This is a genomic window from Nonomuraea cavernae, assembly GCF_014646355.1.
GTDB classification, from domain to species: Bacteria; Actinomycetota; Actinomycetes; order Streptosporangiales; family Streptosporangiaceae; genus Nonomuraea; species Nonomuraea cavernae.
This window is the reverse complement of record NZ_BMNH01000021.1, coordinates 1-18342: the sequence shown is the minus strand read 5'-3', so window position 1 is coordinate 18342 and position 18342 is coordinate 1. Positions and strand designations below refer to the sequence as shown.

Below are 18342 nucleotides of genomic sequence, written 5' to 3'. Positions count from 1 at the left end.
AAGTAGACGTAATTAGGGATGTTTACCATGCGAGGCGGTTTGAAAAATCTCCGCCATGGCTAAGTCTCGGGTGCGGGTTCCCCAGCGCGGTGGGCCCACGAGCAGAAAGGCGTGGGCCCATGACCTCCTCGGCGCCGCTAGGGCTTCAAGGCGCCTACCTGTTGGGCGAACGGGCCGGCCATGACGAGCTGCGTTCCCGGTTGCTCGACGTCGCGGTGAATCTCCTGGTCACCGACGGCCCCGAAAGCCTGACCATGCGCCGGATCGCCACCGAGGCCGGCTGCACCACGACCGTCATCTACACGATGTTCGGCAACCGCGAGGGTCTCGCCGAGGCACTCTACCTGGAGGGGTTCGAGCGGTTCCGGCGCTTCCTGGAGGCGGTGCCGCACCGCGGCGACCCTCTCGAATACCTCACCGCGCTCGGCCCCGCCTACCGCCACGCCTGCCTGGCCGAGCCCGGCTACTACAGCCTGATGTTCGAGCGGGCGATCCCCGGTTTCGAGCCGAGCGAGCGCGCCCGGACCCTCGCCCGCGCGGCGCTCAACCTCCTCGACCGGGCCATCGCCGACTGCATCTCGGCCGGCTACCTCATCGCCACCCAGCCCCGCAAGATCGCCGACGCGCTGTGGGCCGCGGCACAGGGGGCGATCAGCCTGGAACGCGGCGGCCACCTGCCCGACGGCCGCACCTACGAGGCGGTCACGACGGCGACGATCTGCTGCTTTCTGGTGCAGAAGTAGCGGAAGTAGCGGAAGAAGCGGTCGCCGCCAGCGCGATCCACAACTCCGCCCGCACACCGGGATCGTCGAGATCACGCCCCAGCAGCTCGGCCACCCGCCTCATCCGATAGCGCAGGGTGTGGCGGTGGATGCCGAGCCGCTGAGCCGCGGCGTCCCAGTGGCCGTTGCTGTCGAGGTAGGCCCGGAGCGACTCGACCAGGTCGGCGCGCGAGCCGTAACGCACGAGCGGGGCGAGCAGCGCCGCGGCGAACGCCTGCGCCGCGGCGGGGTCGAGCAGCTTCAGCACTCCCTGCCCGGCCAGCTCGGCGAACCGCACGACTCCGCCGCGAGCGGCCCTCAGCGCGCGTCGCGCCTGGTCGAGCCCGGCCCGCAGGTCGGTGTAGGCACACGGCGCGCTCATCCCCACCGACCCGCCGGTCTGCGCGGCCACCTTCTCGGCCGTCTCCTCGCCCACCAGCGCGACGGCCAGGCCCTCCTCGCCTAGGCGGGCGGCGAACGCGACCGGCTCCAGCGCGTCGAGCGCCTCACCGCCGGCCGCCAGCACGACCAGCGGCTCGTCGGGCGGCCGCGCGCCGAGCGGGCCCAGCACCTCGCGGGCCCGCTCGATGTCGCCGCCGAGCAGCAGCTCCAGCACGGCGGAACGGACCCGGCGTTCGCCTTCGCGCTGGGCGCCGCCCTGCTCCAGCGCCAGCGTGAGGAGCGAGCCGGCGGCGTTGATCACCGTATGGCTGACCGGCGAGAAGGCGTGCGCCGCCCCGACGGCGAAGAACCCCCGCGGCCGCGCCCCGCCGCCGAGCGGCTGCACGACGATGTGCCCCTCGGGCCCGGAGATCGCCAGACTGGCCGGCGGCCTCACCGCGGACACCTGGCCACCCCGGCCCGCATCAGCCGGAGCCCGGCTGATGCGGCGCGCCCCCGCCCGCTCGCCGGGACCGGACTCGCCGGCGGTGTGGCCGCCACGCAGGCGGCTCAGCTCGGCGGTGACCGCCGCGACGCGGGCTCCGGGGGTGACGTGACGCGCCTCACCCGCCTCGTCGAGCAGCGCCGCCCAGCCGCCGACCTCCTTGGCCAGCCGGTCGACGACCGCGTGCATGCCCTCGGGCCGCAGCGCCGCCCGGGTCAGCCGGCCCTGCGCCGCGAAGGCCCGCGCGATCTCGTCGTACTGCTCGGCGGCGAGCAGCTCGCTGACCACCTTGCCGATGGCGATGAACGGCGTCTCACGCGGGACCTCCAGCAGCGGCAGCCCCGCCTGGGACGCGGCCGCCACCAGCGCGGCGGGGACGTGCTCGTGGGACAGCCCGACGCCGAAGCCCAGCCCGGCCACGCCCCGCTCCACCAGGCGGGCGACATATCCGGAAAAGTCATGCTCCAACCGCATCCCCGTGGTCAGCAGCAGCTCGTCCCCTTCGAGGAAGGGAGTGGGGTCCGCGAGCTCGCTCACCGCCACCCAGCGGACGGTCGAGTCGAGTGTCCCGGCAAGGGGCCGCAGCCCCATCCGGCGCACCACGACCCGCAGTGAAGGCGCCATACGCGAAAGTTGTCCATTCTGGCGAAGGGCAGCACCACCAGTGTGCCATATCGACATATCGGCGCAGTTCACGACGGGTCGTACCGTCGGACCCATGAGCATTCCCCAGGAGCGTCGTCTCGTCACCGCGATTCCCGGCCCGAAGTCGCAGGAGCTGCTGGCCCGCAAGCAGGCGGCCGTCCCCACGGGCATCGGCACCACCCTGCCGGTCTTCGTGACGCGCGCCGGAGGCGGCGTCGTCCAGGACGCCGACGGCAACTCGCTGATCGACTTCGGCTCCGGGATCGCCGTCACCAACGTCGGCAACGCGGCGCCCAAGGTCGTGGAGCGGGTCCAGCGCCAGGTCGCCGAGTTCACCCACACGTGTTTCATGGTCACCCCCTACGAGTCGTACGTGCGGGTCTGCGAGAAGCTCAACGACCTGACCCCCGGCGACCATGACAAGCGCACCTTCCTCGTCAACAGCGGCGCCGAGGCCGTGGAGAACGCGGTCAAGGTCGCCAGGCACGCCACCGGGCGCCAGGCGGTGGTGGTGTTCGACCACGGCTACCACGGCCGCACGCTGCTGACGATGACGCTGACGGCCAAGAACATGCCGTACAAGCATCGCTTCGGCCCGTTCGCCCCCGAGGTCTACCGGGTGCCGCTGGCCTACCCGTTCCGCTGGCCGACCGGGCCCGAGAACTGCGCCGAGGAGGCCGCGGCCGAGGCCATCAGCATGATCACCAAGCAGATCGGCGCCGAGAACGTGGCCGCCGTGGTGATCGAGCCGATCGCGGGCGAGGGCGGCTTCATCGAGCCGGCCAAGGGGTTCCTGCCGCGCATCGCCGAGTTCTGCCGCGAGAACGGCATCGTGTTCGTCGCCGACGAGGTGCAGACCGGGTTCGCCCGCACCGGAGACCTGTTCGCCTGTGAGGACGAGGGCGTGGTGCCCGACATCATCTGCACCGCCAAGGGCATCGCGGGCGGCCTGCCGCTGGCCGCGGTGACGGGCCGCGCCGAGCTCATGGACAAGGTGCACGTGGGCGGTCTCGGCGGCACCTACGGCGGCAACCCGCTGGCCTGCGAGGCCGCGCTGGGCGTGCTGGAGACCATCGCCGAGGACGACCTGGTCGCCAGGGCCCGCCGGATCGGCGAGATCATGCTGCCCCGGCTCGAGTCGATGCGCGAGCGCTTCGACGTGATCGGCGACGTGCGCGGACGCGGCGCGATGATCGCGATCGAGCTGGTCAAGCCCGGCACCACGGAGCCCGACGCGGCCGCCGTGGCCGAGGTCGCCAGGCGCTGCCACGCGGAGGGGCTGCTCGTGCTCACCGCGGGCACGTACGGCAACGTGCTGCGCTTCCTGCCGCCGCTGGTGATCCCCGAGAACCTCCTCGAAGAGGGCCTCGGCATCCTGGAGAAGGCCCTCGCCGCCCTGTAGAAAACCATACGAATCGGGCATCCAGCTTGTTGCTGGATGCCCGATTTTGTGGTGTAAGGCGTGCTGACCGGGTAGAGAATTCACCCTGGCTTGACGTGCAGCTAGACGATCAGGGGGACGGTCCGGGTTATAACGGATCCGGTAAACGGGTGAGCGATCACCACAGGGAGCGTGATGAACTGGAGCCCCACACGAACGGCACAGGACATGGTGACGTTCGACCCTGATGATCTCAGCCAGGCGCAGCGCGAGGGCGAGGCCTGCGTCGTCTGCCACAAGAGGTGGCCCCGGCCGCGCGTCCGCGTGGGCCGCCTGCCCGACCACTCGGCCGTGCTGGCCTGCGGCGACTGCGCCGAGGCCCTGACGCCCGCGCCACTCGCGACCGTGGTGGCCTTCCCCGCTCGTTAGGCGGCCTCACGCGCCTCACGCATCGCCCACGGCGAGCCGTACGCGTCCAGCAGGTTCAGGAACGGCACCGCGTCGAACGCCTCCGGGCCGAGCACGCCCTCCCCCTTCCAGACACCGTTCGCGACCAGCTCCAGCGCCACGACGGGATGGACGGCGGTCTGCCACACCACGGCCTGCGAACCGTACTCCGCCATCGACCAGGCGTTGTCCACCACGTGATAGAGGTAGACCTCGCGCGGCGAGCCGTCCTTGCCGGTGCCCTTGACCCAGGTGCCCGCGCACGTCTTGCCCGACATCCTGTCGCCGAGCGTCGCCGGGTCGGGCAGGCTCGCGGCCACCAGGTCGCGCGGCGCCACCTCCGCGCCGCCCACCCGGATCTTGTCGGTGCTGTCCAGGCCCAGCTTGCGCAGGGTCTTCAGGACGCCGATGAACTCCTCGCCGATCCCGTACTTGAAGGTCACCCGGCGCGCCTGGATCCACCTGGGGACCAGCAGCACCTCCTCGTGCTCGACGTTCACGCACTCCACGGGCCCGATGCCGGCCGGGAAGTCGAACACCTCCGGCTCACTGAACGGCTCGGTGGTGCGCCACTCCCCGTCCTCCCAGACGACCGGCGGGTTGAGGCACTCCTCGATGGTGGTCCAGATGGAGAACGTCGGCGCGAAGTCGTACCCCTCGACGACCAGGTTGGAGCCGTCCCTGATGCCGATCTCGTCGATGTCGGCGAACAGGTGGTCGGCGGCGTAGCGGGCGAACACGTCGGCCAGCCCCGGCTCGACCCCCATCCCGACCAGCGCGAGGCGTCCCGCGTCCCGCCACTCGCCGTCGCGCGCGAACTGCTCGTCGCCGAGCTTCACCCCCGTCTTCTCGTACGGGTCGCGCGGGTGTGGCCGGGACAGCGACATCGCCATGTCGAGGTAGTGGGCCCCGGCCGCCAGCGCGGCCTCGAACAGCGGCATGGTGAATCTCGGATCGACGGCGTTGAACAGCACGTCGCACCGGTGCTCGCGGAGCGCGGCCTCGACCTGCGTCCGGTCGGAGGCGTCGAGCCGGATGGCGCTGAAGCGCGGGTCGTCGACGGCGGCGACGGCCTGGGCCGCCCGGTCCTGTTGGGAGTCGGCCACCACGATGTGTTCGTAGAAATCTCGGCGTGCGGCAATGGGGACAACGGCGGAACCGACTCCGCCGGCCCCGACCAGGAGGATTCTCATGCCCCCAGCCTACTCACTGACTGGTCATTCAGTCGAATTTCCGGGCCGGACACTTCCCGGACCGTGAACAGCGAGACGCCCCGGGGCGGGGGAAGGCCCGGGGCGTCTCAGCAGGTCGCACCCCGCGGGGGGACGGGTGCGCCCGCGGCATGGTGCTGCAGGCGAGCCGGCTGTCCCGCGCTCAGCCGACGAGTGAGCGCCACCGAGCGGTCCAGGCGGCGTAATCAGTGCATTCCCCCTCACCGGCGGAGCAACCCCCCGGAGGACGGACGGCGAAGACGATGCGGTCGAGCCGGCCGGGCTTGTCAGCCCCGTAGACGTCGCAGATGCGCTTGGCCTTCGAGGTGCACGCCTTGGGGTTGGCCGGAGCCAGCCCGACCCAGGCCGCCGCGTTGCGCTGGACCGCGGGCGAGGCGGTGTAGCTGAGCCAGCGGTAGGCGCAGTCGGTGTTGGGCAGCCCGGCGCCGAGCATCCAGGAGTCGACCCAGCCGGTGGTCTTACGGGCGTCGACCGCCTTGACCGGCTTGCCGGCCTTCTGCAGCAGCAGGCGATAGTAGGGCGTGGCCTGCGCGTAGTCGAGGGACCCGGTGGCGAAGCCCTTGAGCAGGTCGAGGGGGTTCTTCCAGTAGGTGCGCCCAGGGCGCTCGCGCAGCAGCCGCATGACCCGGTCGAGCTCCTCGGTGGTCAGCTCGTAGGGGTCGTCGACCCCGCCGACGGCGAGCGCGGCGTCGGCGATGGTCAGCGGGCTGTCCTGGAGCGCCACGTCGTCGGAGGTGAACACCCGCCGCAGGTCGCCGCCCTTCTTGACCTTGGCCGAGTCGTAGAGGAACTCGTGGTGGCCCCACAGATAGGGCACCCCGTAGACCTTGCCCGACTGGCTGGTCATCTCGCGGAACCGCTTGGTGAGGTCGCCGTAGCCGGACACTCTGGCCGGGTCGATCGGCTGCACCTGCTTGCCCTCGATCAACGACGCCGCCAGGACGGGGCCCGCCGAGATCACGTCATAGGGGCGCTCGGTGACCCTGGCGGCCATCTCGTCGGCGGTCTGCACGGTGTCGAAGCGCGCGATGCGGCAGCCGGTGACCCGCTCGAACTCCGTGGTGGTGCTGGAGTAGTCGGCGTAGCCGCGGTAGGTGAGGATCTGCAGCGTGCCGTCGCTCTGCGCCGGAACGGCCGAAGCCGAGGCCGAAGGGGAAGGCGTGGCCGAAGGCGGCGACGTGGGCGTGGGCGACGGACCGGCCGCGCCCATGCCCGCGATCAGAGTCGTCACGGCGAGCGCCACGACCGGAATTCGGCGATCCAACGATGTCCCCCTTGCCCGATGCCCAGGAGCTTACCGGGGGGCGCCACGGCGGAGGGACGCGCGGCCGGACCACGCGCCCTCCGCCACACGGGCTACTTGTTGGTGGGGAATCCGAGGTTCACGCCGCCGTGCGACGGGTCGAGCCAGCGGGACGTGACGACCTTGCCCCGGGTGTAGAAGTGGACGCCCTCGGTGCCGTGCAGGTGCGTGTCACCGAAGAGCGACGCCTTCCAGCCGCCGAAGCTGTAGAACGCCATCGGCACCGGGATCGGCACGTTGATCCCGACCATGCCGACCTCCACCTCGTTCTGGAAGCGCCGCGCGGCGCCGCCGTCGTTGGTGAAGATCGCCGTGCCGTTGCCGTACTCGCCGCCGTTGATGAGCTCCACCCCCTCCTCGTACGAGCCGACGCGGACGATCGACAGGACGGGGCCGAAGATCTCCTCCGTGTGCACCCGCGAGCGCGGCGGCACGTGGTCGAGCACGCTCGGGCCGAGCCAGAAGCCGGGCCGGTCGGCCGCCGTGCCGCCGCCCAGCACGGCGCTCTCGCGGCCGTCGAGGACCAGCTTGGCGCCCTCCTCGACGCCGAGGTCGAGATAGGAGGCCACCTTGTCGCGGTGGGGGCCGGTGACGAGCGGCCCCATTTCCGACTTCGGATCGTCGCCGGGGCCGATCACCAGCTTGCCGACCCGCTCGACGATCTTCTCGACCAGCTCGTCGCCGATCGGGCCGACGGCCAGCACGACCGAGATGGCCATGCAGCGCTCACCGGCCGAGCCGAAGCCCGCCGACACGGCCGAGTCTGCGACCAGGTCGAGGTCGGCGTCGGGCAGCACGAGCATGTGGTTCTTGGCGCCGCCGAGCGCCTGCACCCGCTTGCCGTGGGCGGTGCCGGTCTCGTAGACGTACCTCGCGATGGGGGTGGAGCCGACGAAGGAGACGCCGCTCACGCCGGGGTGCTCCAGCAGCCGGTCGACGGCCACCTTGTCACCCTGCACGACGTTGAACACGCCGTCGGGCAGCCCCGCCTCCTGCCAGAGCCGCGCCATGAGCAGCGACGCCGACGGGTCCTTCTCCGACGGCTTGAGGATGAACGTGTTGCCGCAGGCGATCGCGATCGGGTACATCCACATCGGCACCATGGCCGGGAAGTTGAACGGCGTGATGCCGGCCACGACACCGAGCGGCTGGCGGATCGAGTAGGAGTCGACCCGGGTCGAGACGCCCTCGGAGAAACCGCCCTTGAGCAGGTGCGGGATACCGCAGGCGAACTCCACGACCTCCAGGCCGCGGGCCACCTCGCCGAGCGCGTCGGAGTGCACCTTGCCGTGCTCGGAGGAGATCAGCGCGGCCAGCTCGTCGCGGTGGGCGTACATGAGCTCCCGGAAGCGGAACAGCACCTGCGCCCGCTTGACCAGCGACGCGTCGCGCCAGGCGGGGAAGGCCGCCGCGGCGGCGGCCACGGCCGCGTCCACGTCGGCCACCGAGGCCAGCGCGACGTGCCCGCTGACCTCACCGCTCGCCGGGTCGAAGATCTCACCGGCGCGGCCGTCGCCGTCGACGAGGGTCCCGTTGATCCAGTGCTTGACTGACTTCACTGCGCTGCCTCTGCGTTGATGACTTCGAGTGCGTTGACGATGATGCCGAGGCCCTCGGCGGCCTCGTCCACCGTGAGGGTGAGCGGCGGGGCCATCCGGATGGCCGTGCCGTACAGACCGCCCTTGCCGGCGAGCAGGCCGGCCTTCTTGGTCTCCTCCATGAAGCGCGCCGCCTGGGCGGGGCTCTCCAGCTCGACGGCGAACATCAGGCCCTTGCCGCGGACGTCCTGGACGATCGGGAGCCGCTGGGCCGCCTCGCGCAGGCCGTCGATGATGATCTTGCCGGTCCTGGCGGCGTTGGCCTGCAGGTCGTGGTCGAGCACGTAGTCGAGGGTCGCGTTGGCGGCGGCCATGGAGACCGGGTTGCCGCCGAACGTGGCCAGGCCGGCGGCGGGCAGGGCGTCCATCAGGTCGCCGCGCGCCACGACGCCGCCGACGGCGAACCCGTTGCCGAGGCCCTTGGCGAACGTCATCATGTCGGGCGTCACGCCATGGTTCTGGATGCCGAAGAACGCGCTGCCCGTGCGGCCCCAGCCGGTCTGCACCTCGTCGGAGACGAACAGGATGCCCTGCTCGTCGAGGACCTCCTTGTAGGCGGCGAACAGCCCGTCGGGGGCCATCGTGAACCCGCCCACCCCCTGGATCGGCTCGGCGATCAGCGCCGCCACGTCGTTCGACACGGCGGTGGCCAGCAGGTGGCGCAGATCGTCGACGCACACCTTGATGTAGTCGGCGTCCGACAGTCCCCTGAACTGGGCCAGCTGCCGGTCGGCGCCGTGCAGGAAGTGCACGTTCAGCGGGGAGAGCGAGTTGTTCTTCCAGGACCGGTTGGAGGTGACGCTGATCGCGCCGAAGCTGCGGCCGTGGTAGCTCTGCCGCATGGCCAGCACCTGGTCGCTCTTACGGGCGTAGGTGGCGAGCAGGAGCGCGGTCTCGTTCGCCTCGGTGCCGGAGTTGGTGAAGAAGACCTTGGCGTCGGGGATGCCGGACAGCCTGGCGATCTTCTCGGCCAGCTCGACCTGACCGCGCAGGAGGTAGACCGTGCTGGTGTGCACGACGCCGGTGGCGATCTGCCGCTCGACCGCCTCGCGCACCTCGGGCACGTCGTACCCGATCATGTTGGTCAGGATGCCGGCGAAGAAGTCCAGATAGCTCTTGCCGTCGGCGTCGACGACACGGTTGCCCTTGCCGCTGACGATCTCGATGGGCTCGTTGTAGTTGAGGGCCACCCAGTTGGGGATGACTGCCCGGTGGCGCGCGAGGAGGTCCGACATGTCTTGAGTATCCCGGCTGTCAGCCGGTGCTCCTAACCATCAATATGTCGCAATACGGACAATTCACCTTACAGCTTGTACCATATCGCTCCCTAATGACCTCATGTCTAGACATTAGGTGATAATCCTCCGCAGTGCGCAGTGGCGCGCCGCATCCCCTAGGGGATCTCCCGTCCGTCTGCCGGCGTACGCCTCCGGGGGCCGCTACCCCGCGAGAGGCACCTCGGAAGCCCACCACGGGCCGACGACCGGAGGGGGTCCGGTCGAGCACGATCAGGTCATCACCGAAGAGACCGATCCGAGGAGAAACGGCCATGACCGTCACCGTCACCCACCGGCCCGAGGCCCCCGCCGGCCCGCCGAAGCTCGACCGCGACCAACTGCTCCTGGCCCAGCAGCAGACCCTGGACACCCCCCGCATGAGGTACGGCCTGCTGGCCAGGATGATGTTCAAGCCCGTGGACCTCCTATACGGCAAGCAGGGCTCCTACACCAAGTTCGCCATGCTGGAGACCATCGCCCGCGTCCCCTACCAGGCGTGGGAGCGGATGGGCTACTGGGCCGTCCAGCGTCACGCGGGCCGCTCGGCGCTGGCCCGCAGGGTCTTCGAGCGCATCGTGGAGGCCCGCGCCGACCAGGACAACGAGCAGTGGCACCTGCTGATCATGCAGGACCTCGTGCAGCGTCACGGCCACCGGCAGACCTGGCTGCTGCACAAGGCGGCGCCCTGGCTGATCTCGTTCTTCTACTACCACGTCTCGTGGATGTTGTTCCTGGTCCGGCCGGACTGGAGCTACCGGCTCAACGCGGAGTTCGAGGACCACGCCGAGCACGAGTACATGACGTTCGTGGCCGAGAACCCCGGCCTGGACCGCGTCCCCGACCCGGGCACCTACGCCGCCGAGTACGGCCACCACCGCTCGGTGGCCGACCTGCTCAGACAGGTGGGCCACGACGAGCGGACGCACAAGCTGGACAGCCTGCGGAACATGCGTGAGCCGCGCCTCCACCAGGCTGCCCGACCGCAGGACGGCTAGACCTCCACCGGCTCCCGGGCGACGGGCGCGGCCGGGCGCAGCACGCTCACCGCGAGCAGCGCGGCGGCCACACAGAACACGGCACCCACCCAGGAGCCGACGTGCATGGCGACGGTGAAGGCCTCGTTCGCGGGGCCCTGCAGGCCGACGGCGTGCGCGGCGCCGATCGACTCCCGGGCCGCGCCGGGCGCGCCCGCCGGCATCCGCGAGGTGAAGACCCCGGCCAGGACGCTGCCGAGGACCGCGATGCTCAGGGCCATGCCGACCTGCTGCACGGTGTCGTTGAGGGCCGAGCCGACACCCGCGTGCTCGATCGGGATCGCGCCCATCAGCGAGGCGTAGGCCGAGGGACCGGCGACCCCGGCCCCCATCCCCATGATCACCAGGCCGGTGGCCAGCGGCGCGTAGCCGGTGGTGGTCGCCATGACCACGAAGCCGCCCGCCATGACCAGCAGGCCCACCCCGACCAGCACCCGGTTGCTCACCTTCTGGCCGAGCGCGGCGCCGACCCCGTTGCAGACGGCCGCGGCCACGGCGTAGGGCAGCAGCGCCAGCCCCGCCCGCATCTCGCCGTAGCCCAGCACGAACTGCAGGTACTGGGTCAGCATCAGCATCACGGCGCCCGCCCCGAACGACATCAGCAGGATCGAGAACGACGCCCCGCTGAAGTTACGGTCGGCGAACAGGTGCAGCGGCAGCATCGGGTGCGGCGAGCGGCGCTCCCAGATCACGAACGCGGTGAGGGCCACGACGGCCAGCGCGATGCCGGCCACGTTCCACTCCCGCTCGATGATGACGTAGACGGCCGAGGTCAGGCCGACGATGGAGAGCACCACCCCGACGGGGTCGATCCGCCGTCCGGCGCTGCGGGTCTCCGGCATCAGCACCACGGCCGCCACGATCGCGACCGCCGCGATGGGGATGTTCAGCAGGAAGACCGAGCCCCACCAGTAGTGCTCCAGCAGGAAGCCGCCCAGCGTCGGGCCGGAGATCATGCCGACCACGGCGACCGCGCTCCAGGCGGCCATGGCCTTGCGCCGTTCGGAGTCGTCGAAGACGGTCATCAGGATCGACAGCGTCGAGGGCATCATGATCGCCCCGCCGACGCCCATCAGCGCCCGCGCGCCGATCACCTGCCACGGCTCGGAGGCCAGCACGGCCAGCAGCGACGCGCCGCCGAAGAAGGCCAGGCCGACGATCAGGAACAACCTGCGGCCGTACCTGTCGGACAGGCTGCCCGCGGTGATCAGCAGTCCGGCGAAGGCCAGCACGTAGGCGTCGATGATCCACTGGATGTCGGCGGGACTCGCGCCCAGGTCCGTGATCAGCGACGGGATCGCCAGGATGAGGACGGTGTTGTCCACCACCAGGACCAGCAACGAGAGACAGAGGACGACGAGAATCCACCACCGCCGGGGGTCTCGTACAGTGTTCGAGTTCACTCGCACACCGTACGATAAACTCGTACAGTGTGCGAGTGGTTTTATCCTGGGAAGATGACCGGCAAGCAGTTCCCCTCCGTCTGGCTCCGCGAACCTCGCAAGACCACCAGTCCTGGCCGCAGTCGCGAGGAGATCGTGCGCGCCGCGATGGAGCTGCTCGACGCCGAGGGCCTCCACGGCCTGAGCATGCGCAAGCTCGGCGCCAAACTGGTCACGGGCGCGACCAGCCTCTACTGGTACGTCGCCAACAAGGACGAGCTGCTGGAGCTGGTCTACGACGAGGTGTGGGGCGAGGTGCGCCTGCCCGAGTCGGAGACCGCGCACTGGCGTGAGTTCGCCTCCGTCATGGCCCACAGCATGCGGCAGGTGATCCTCCGCCATCCCTGGTCCGCCGACCTGATCGGCCGGCTGCCCGCGCTCGGCCCCAGCGCGCTCTCGCTCACCGACCGGATGCGCCGGATCCTGAAAACCGCCGGATTCCGCGGCGCGGACGTCGACTACGCCACCGCCACGCTCACCTCATTCGTCTACGGCTTCACGATCCCGGAGGTCGCCTGGAAGTCCTCGATGGGCGAGGGCTACGACATCCCGGCCATGCACGACATCGCGGCGCGAGCCGCGCGAGACTTCCCCGACCTCGCGGCCGACTTCGCCGTCGAACAATCCGAGGATCCCCAGGTGATGCGCGAGGTGGCGTTCGACTTCGGGCTGGTGTCCATCCTCGATGGCCTTGAGGCCAGGCTGGTCACGTAGCAGGATCCGGTTCATGAGCGATTTCCGCGCGGCGCGTGACTTCCTGCTTGAGGCCGACTACGAGACCGCCCGCCGGGAGTTCCGCTGGCCGGAGCCGGCGGAGTTCAACTGGGCACTCGACTGGTTCGACGGCGTGCTGGCCGCCGAGACCCCCGACGCGGTCGCTCTCAAGATCACCGGCAAGGTCGCCTACACGTTCGCCGAGCTGTCCGCCCGCTCCAACCAGGTGGCCCACTGGCTGCACGAGCAGGGCGTGCGACGCGGCGACCGGATCCTGCTCATGCTGGGCAACCAGGCCGAGCTGTGGGAGACGCTGCTCGCCGCGATCAAGCTGGGCGCGGTCGTCATCCCGGCCACCACCCTGCTGACCGCCCAGGACATCGCCGAGCGCATCAAGCGCGGCGGGGTCGCGCACGTCATCGCCAACGCCTCCGACGCCGGCAAGTTCGGCGCCGGCGAACACACCAAGATCTCCGTGGGCGACGCCTACGGCTGGCTCCCCTACCACGAGGCCTACCAGGCGTCCGAGCGATTCGTCCCCGACGGGCCGACGCGGGCCGGCGACCCGCTGCTGCTCTACTTCACCTCCGGCACGACCTCCCAGCCCAAGCTGGTCGAGCACTCGCACGCGTCCTACCCGGTGGGACACCTGTCGACCATGTTCTGGATCGGCCTGCGGCCCGGCGACGTGCATCTCAACGTCTCGTCCCCCGGCTGGGCCAAGCACGCCTGGAGCAACGTGTTCGCCCCCTGGAACGCGGGCGCGACCGTGCTGATCCACGACTACCAGCGCTTCTCCGCGCGCGCCCTGCTGGAGGTGCTGCGCGACGAGCACGTCACGACGTTCTGCGCGCCGCCGACCGTGTGGCGGATGCTCATCCAGGAGGACCTGACGGCCTGGCGGCTCCCCCTTCGTACGGCCGTCGCCGCCGGAGAGCCGCTCAACCCGGAGATCATCGACCAGGTCGGCAAGGCGTGGGGCATCACGATCCGCGACGGCTACGGCCAGACCGAGACGACCGCCCAGATCGGCAACGTCCCGGGCGAGCCGGTCAAGCCCGGATCGATGGGCCGGCCGCTGCCCGGCTACGACATCGTGCTGCTCGACCCGGTCACCGGCGAGCCCGGCGACGACGGGGAGATCTGCCTGCCGCTGCGCGACCGTCCCATGGGCCTCATGACCGGATACGTCGGTGGATCAGACGAGGCCATGCGAGAGGGTCACTACCACACCGGCGACGTCGCCACCCGTGACGCCGACGGCTACATCACCTACGTGGGCCGGACCGACGACGTCTTCAAGGCCTCCGACTACCGCATCTCACCGTTCGAGCTGGAGAGCGTGCTGCTGGAGCACGCGGCCGTCGCCGAGGCGGCCGTGGTGCCCGCCCCCGACCCGTTGCGGCTGGCCGTGCCGAAGGCCTTCGTGACGCTGGCGCCCGGATTCGAGCCGGGCGAGGAGACCGCACGGTCGATCTTCGAGTACTCCCGGCGGCATCTGGCCCCGTACAAGAGGGTGCGCCGGCTGGAGTTCGGCGAGTTGCCCAAGACGATCTCCGGCAAGATCCGGCGGGTGGAGCTACGCGAGCAGGAGGCGGCGCGGGAGTATCGCGAAGAGGATCTCTACCAGTGATTTGACTTCAATGTGTAAACCAGCACATAACCGATCTTACAGGCTGATCGGATAGGCTCTGCCCGTGCTCCCCACCATCGCCGATGTCCTCGCCCTGGAGACCGTCCGCCGGGGCAATCCCCGTGTGGTCGCGGGCGCCGACCGGCTGGACAGCAAGGTGCGGTGGGTGCACGTGGGCGAGATCGTCGACATCGCCCACCTGCTCCGGGGCGGCGAGCTGGTGCTGACCACCGGCGTGGCGCTGCCCGAGGACCCCGAGAAGCTGGTCGCCTACATCGCCGAGCTCTCTTCCGTGGGAGCCTCCGGGCTGATCGTCGAGCTGGGGCGCAGGTTCGTCACCGAGCTGCCCCGAGCCGTCGTCAGGAGCGCCGAGGAGCACGGGCTGCCGCTCATCGTGCTCGGCCGCGAGACGCCGTTCGTGCAGATCACCGAGTCGGTCCACGCCAGGATCATCGACATCCAGCTGGAGGAGCTGCGAGCCTCGGAGCAGCTGCACGAGGTGTTCACCGAGCTGTCGGTCGAGGGCGCCTCCCCGGGTGAGGTGCTCACCCAGGTGGCCCGGCTGTCCAACCGCCCGGTCCTGCTGGAGAACCTCGCCCACCAGGTGCTGGCCTGCGAGTCCGCCGGGCGCGACACGGGCGCGCTGCTGGCCGGCTGGGAGACCCGGTCGAGGGCGGTCGCCCCGGCCGAGCGCACCGCGTACGACGCCGCCTCGGGCTGGCTGGTCACCACGGTCGGCGCGCGTGGCCAGGACTGGGGCCGGTTGATCCTGCTCTGTGACGTGCCTCCCTCACCACGCGACCTCGTGCTGGCCGAGCGCGCGGCCACCACGCTCGCCCTCGGCCGCCTGCTCGAACGCCACCAGGAGTCACTCGAACGCCAGGCGCACGGCACGATCATCACCGGCATCCTCACCCATGCCTACGCCGACCCCGACGAGGCCGCCGCCCGTGCCCGCGCGGTGGGCGTGCCGCTCACCGGCCGCAAGCTGGTCAGCGTGGTGATCCGCCCCACCGACCCGATCGAGCAGGCCCTCGACGGGCAGGCCCAACTCGGCGAGCTGGCCGAGGCCACCGCCGCCGCCTGCCGCGACGCCCGGCTTCCCGCCCTCGTCGGCGCGCTCGACCAGGACCGCGTCGGGGTCCTGCTGCCCCTGCCGCCCCGCACGGACGCCGAGCCCGCGCTGACCACCCTCGCCGAACGCCTCCGCGCCCTGTGGAAGCACGGCGCCGCGTTCGTGCTGGCCGCGGGCTCGGTGGTCGAATCCATCAAGGACGTACGGCGCAGCTTCCTCGAAGCCGAGCAGGTGGCCGACGTCGCCGTCCGCCAGCCCGACGGCCGGCCCTTCTACCGGCTCCCCGACCTGCGCCTGCGCGGCCTGCTCCACCTTCTGCGCGACGACGCCCGGCTGCAGACGTTCGCCGAACGCGAGCTCGGGCCGCTGCTCGCGCACGACGCCCAGCGCGGCGGCGACCTCACCCGGATCCTGCGCGTCTACCTCGACGCGGGCCGCAACAAGGCCGTGGCCGCCCAGAAGGCTCACCTGTCGAGACCTGCCTTCTACGACCGGCTCCGCCGCCTCGAACGCATCCTCGAGACAGACCTCGACGACGTCGAGTCGTGCATGTCGCTGCACGTCGCGCTGCTGGCCCTGGAGTCCTTCCGCAGAGAAACCCGGTAAGGCCCCACACCCCGTCAGGGTCACGGTCGCCGCCACATACCGGCACGGGTCATGAACCCATTGTCGATGGTTGATCAAACTTGCCAGTCCTGCTCGATGTCAATCTTGTAACCTCGCCAACCGTTTGGCGTGTTTCACTCACTTCCTGACCATGATCTCGCCAGGATGGTGCGGATTGCTGTCCGCCCTCTGGAGTATTCATGTCTCGACGCACCCTCGCCGCAGGCCTGTCCGTGGCCGTCGTTCTCACGGTCACCACCGTGCCCGTCGCCGCCGCGGAGCAACTGTCGGTGAAGTTCCCGTCGGCCAAGTTCCCGCTGGGCGTGCCCTCCGCCGCCACCACCTCGGTGACGAGCGTGGCGTACGGGGTCGACCTCTACAACGTGCGGGCCGGCAAGTCCACCGACGGCTACACCGTGACGGTCCTGATGCCGAGCGGCCGCGACTACGGCCAGCAGGCGACCGCGGAGGCGAAGGCCGCCGAGGTAGAGGCCGCGGGCGAGGTCGCCGGCGTGCAGAAGGTCGTCCGCCCGCAGGTCGCCGACGCCCCCGCGCAGACCGTCTACATGGTCCGGGTGGGCCTGTGGAAGCTCGAGGACAAGAAGGAGGCCGAGAAGACGGCCAAGAAGCTCAAGGAGGCCGGCCTGAAGGTCAAGGTCGACTACCTGGGCGACGACGGCCTGGAGACGACCGGCCCCTGGGACGCCAGAGTCGTGATGATCGACGCCAGGACGTTCCGCGGCTCCTACGCGGCCTCCCTCGGCACCAGCGTCGCCAAGCGCGAGACGGTCTCCTCGATGGCCAAGCCCGGCAAGGCGCTGGCCGCGGTCAACGGCGGCTTCTTCAACATCCACACGGCCAAGGCCCTGCAGGGCGAGCCGGTCGGCGCCTCCGTGGTCGCCGGCAAGCTGCTCAGCGAGGCCGTCCCCGGCCGCTCCGCCGTCGTGCTCCGCGGCCGTACGGCCCGCATCACCGAGCTCACGACCACCGTCACCGCGATCTCGCAGGACGGCGGCAAACTCCAGGTCAACGGCGTCAACCGGGCCGGCGTGGCCGACGAGCTGCTCCTCTACACCGAGGAGTTCGGCGCCAAGACACCCGCAGACGGCGGCACCGACGTGGTGCTCGACCCCGCCGGCAAGGTCGTCACCGTGCGTACGGCGGGCGCCGCGGTGCCTCGCGGGATGCGCGTGCTGCACGGCTCGGGCACCGCCTCCGACTGGCTCAACGAACACGCCTGGGCGGGCTGGACGGTCAAGGTCGACACCAAGGTCGTCGACCTGCGTAAGCGCAGGGCGCTCAAGCTCACGCCCGACCTGCACGTCATCGCCGGCGGCGTGGGCCTCGTCCGCAACGGCCGCACCAAGATCACCGCCAAGCGCGACGGCCACGACTCGATGAACATGATCCTCCGCCGCCACCCGCGCACCCTGCTGGGCACCACCCGCAACGGCAGCCTCATCCTCGCCACCATCGACGGCCGGCAGCCCGGCGTGACGGTGGGGGCCAACTTCGTCGAGGCGGCGCGGTTCATGCGCTGGCTCGGCGCCACCCAGGCGATCAACCTGGACGGCGGCGGCTCCACCGCGATGGTCGTGGGCGGCAAGGTCGTCAACCGCCCGTCGGACGGCGGGGAGCGCAGCGTCGGAGACGCGCTGCTCGTGCTGCCCAAGTAACCCAGCATGCACGTCGGCCGCTGGGCCGGGCCTGTGTCCACGTTCATCGCGAGGTGCGAGGTCAGTCGGGCCTGCAGCCCGGACCACACCACCGCGTAGAACCGCTCGTCAGGCCGCCAGATCGGCCACGACGACATGCAGCAGGAAGTCGGGATCGCCGAACCTCAGGTGGGCCTCCACCGAGCTCCGGCGTCCCGGCGACCTGTCGCTCCACTGGGCCACCTGGCCACGATGTCGCGTTCATCGGAGCGCATAACTACACCCCGATGAACGCGAAAACCCCATAAACGCGAGAAGGGCCCCACCCAACGGTGGAGCCCTTCTCAAACAATTGTCCGGCGGTGACCTACTCTCCCACACCCTCCCGAGTGCAGTACCATCGGCGCTGGGAAGCTTAACTTCCGGGTTCGGAATGTAACCGGGTGTTTCCTTCCCGCCATAACCGCCGTAACCCTATGAAACAAACAAACAACAAACGCTGTTTGCAGTCTCAGAATTGCCTAGTGGACGCGAGCAAGAAAGCTTTGAGGTCAAGTCCTCGGCCTATTAGTACCGGTCAGCTCCACACGTTACCATGCTTCCACCTCCGGCCTATCAACCCGGTCGTCTACCGGGAGCCTTACCCACTCTCG

At 70.2% G+C, this 18342-nt stretch carries 15 protein-coding genes and 2 rRNA genes; 8 read left to right on the top strand and 9 right to left on the bottom strand.

Annotated elements, in window-relative coordinates:
• The first annotated feature begins 119 nt into the window (after positions 1–119).
• Entirely contained in the window at positions 120–743 is a 624-nt protein-coding gene (locus tag IEY82_RS27300) for a TetR/AcrR family transcriptional regulator (RefSeq protein WP_189127095.1), read from the top strand.
• Here the strand turns inward: IEY82_RS27300 and IEY82_RS27295 are convergent.
• Complete coding sequence (locus tag IEY82_RS27295) at positions 703–2271, bottom strand: PucR family transcriptional regulator (RefSeq protein WP_189127094.1); 1569 nt, start codon at positions 2269–2271, stop codon at positions 703–705. The two genes, IEY82_RS27300 and IEY82_RS27295, sit on opposite strands and share 41 nt — an antisense overlap.
• 94 nt (positions 2272–2365) lie before the next feature.
• Between IEY82_RS27295 and gabT the strand changes: the two genes are divergently transcribed.
• Positions 2366–3694 (top strand): 4-aminobutyrate--2-oxoglutarate transaminase, encoded by a 1329-nt coding sequence (gabT, locus tag IEY82_RS27290; protein ID WP_189127093.1) that lies wholly within the window; start codon positions 2366–2368, stop codon positions 3692–3694.
• 174 nt (positions 3695–3868) lie between these two features.
• Positions 3869–4102: a hypothetical protein gene (locus IEY82_RS27285; RefSeq protein ID WP_225263868.1), complete on the top strand. Its 234-nt coding sequence runs from the start codon at positions 3869–3871 to the stop codon at positions 4100–4102.
• Here IEY82_RS27285 and IEY82_RS27280 read toward each other — a convergent pair.
• The 4 genes from IEY82_RS27280 to IEY82_RS27265 form a co-directional block, all read right to left on the bottom strand.
• Positions 4099–5313 carry a saccharopine dehydrogenase family protein gene (locus IEY82_RS27280; protein WP_189127092.1) on the bottom strand — a complete coding sequence of 405 codons (1215 nt, stop codon included), beginning with the start codon at positions 5311–5313 and terminating at the stop codon, positions 4099–4101. The genes IEY82_RS27285 and IEY82_RS27280 overlap by 4 nt on opposite strands.
• A 181-nt stretch (positions 5314–5494) precedes the next feature.
• Positions 5495–6616, bottom strand: a complete 1122-nt coding sequence (locus tag IEY82_RS27275; protein ID WP_189127091.1) for an extracellular solute-binding protein — start codon at positions 6614–6616, stop codon at positions 5495–5497.
• Between the two features lie 92 nt (positions 6617–6708).
• Positions 6709–8214, bottom strand: coding sequence for a CoA-acylating methylmalonate-semialdehyde dehydrogenase (locus tag IEY82_RS27270; RefSeq protein ID WP_189127090.1), 1506 nt, complete (start codon positions 8212–8214; stop codon positions 6709–6711).
• On the bottom strand, positions 8211–9488 hold the full coding sequence (locus IEY82_RS27265) for an aspartate aminotransferase family protein (protein ID WP_189127089.1): 1278 nt from the start codon (positions 9486–9488) through the stop codon (positions 8211–8213). The genes IEY82_RS27270 and IEY82_RS27265 overlap by 4 nt, the downstream gene beginning before the upstream one ends.
• A 314-nt stretch (positions 9489–9802) precedes the next feature.
• Here IEY82_RS27265 and IEY82_RS27260 point away from each other — a divergent pair, with 314 nt between their 5' ends.
• A complete protein-coding gene (locus tag IEY82_RS27260) occupies positions 9803–10525 on the top strand; it encodes an alternative oxidase (RefSeq protein WP_189127088.1) in 723 nt (240 codons plus the stop codon).
• Here the strand turns inward: IEY82_RS27260 and IEY82_RS27255 are convergent.
• Positions 10522–11967 (bottom strand): MFS transporter, encoded by a 1446-nt coding sequence (locus IEY82_RS27255; protein WP_189127087.1) that lies wholly within the window; start codon positions 11965–11967, stop codon positions 10522–10524. The two genes, IEY82_RS27260 and IEY82_RS27255, sit on opposite strands and share 4 nt — an antisense overlap.
• 54 nt (positions 11968–12021) lie before the next feature.
• Between IEY82_RS27255 and IEY82_RS27250 the strand changes: the two genes are divergently transcribed.
• From IEY82_RS27250 to IEY82_RS27235, 4 genes are all read left to right on the top strand, one after another.
• Positions 12022–12720, top strand: a complete 699-nt coding sequence (locus IEY82_RS27250) for a TetR/AcrR family transcriptional regulator (RefSeq protein ID WP_189127086.1) — start codon at positions 12022–12024, stop codon at positions 12718–12720.
• A 13-nt stretch (positions 12721–12733) separates the two neighbouring features.
• Complete coding sequence (locus IEY82_RS27245; RefSeq protein WP_189127085.1) at positions 12734–14353, top strand: AMP-binding protein; 1620 nt, start codon at positions 12734–12736, stop codon at positions 14351–14353.
• Between the two features lie 64 nt (positions 14354–14417).
• The gene (locus IEY82_RS27240; protein WP_189127084.1) at positions 14418–16034 is read left to right on the top strand and encodes a PucR family transcriptional regulator; all 1617 of its coding nucleotides are present in this window, start codon (positions 14418–14420) and stop codon (positions 16032–16034) included.
• Between the two features lie 200 nt (positions 16035–16234).
• Positions 16235–17710: a phosphodiester glycosidase family protein gene (locus tag IEY82_RS27235; protein WP_189127083.1), complete on the top strand. Its 1476-nt coding sequence runs from the start codon at positions 16235–16237 to the stop codon at positions 17708–17710.
• A 108-nt stretch (positions 17711–17818) separates the two neighbouring features.
• Here the strand turns inward: IEY82_RS27235 and IEY82_RS39425 are convergent, their stop codons facing one another.
• From IEY82_RS39425 to IEY82_RS27225, 3 genes are all read right to left on the bottom strand, one after another.
• Positions 17819–17932, bottom strand: a complete 114-nt coding sequence (locus tag IEY82_RS39425) for an Lrp/AsnC ligand binding domain-containing protein (RefSeq protein ID WP_225263870.1) — start codon at positions 17930–17932, stop codon at positions 17819–17821.
• Positions 17933–18043: 111 nt separating this feature from the next.
• Positions 18044–18160: ribosomal RNA gene (rrf, locus tag IEY82_RS27230) — 5S ribosomal RNA — on the bottom strand.
• A gap of 76 nt (positions 18161–18236) precedes the next feature.
• A 23S ribosomal RNA gene (locus IEY82_RS27225) occupies positions 18237–18342 on the bottom strand; the annotation flags it as partial.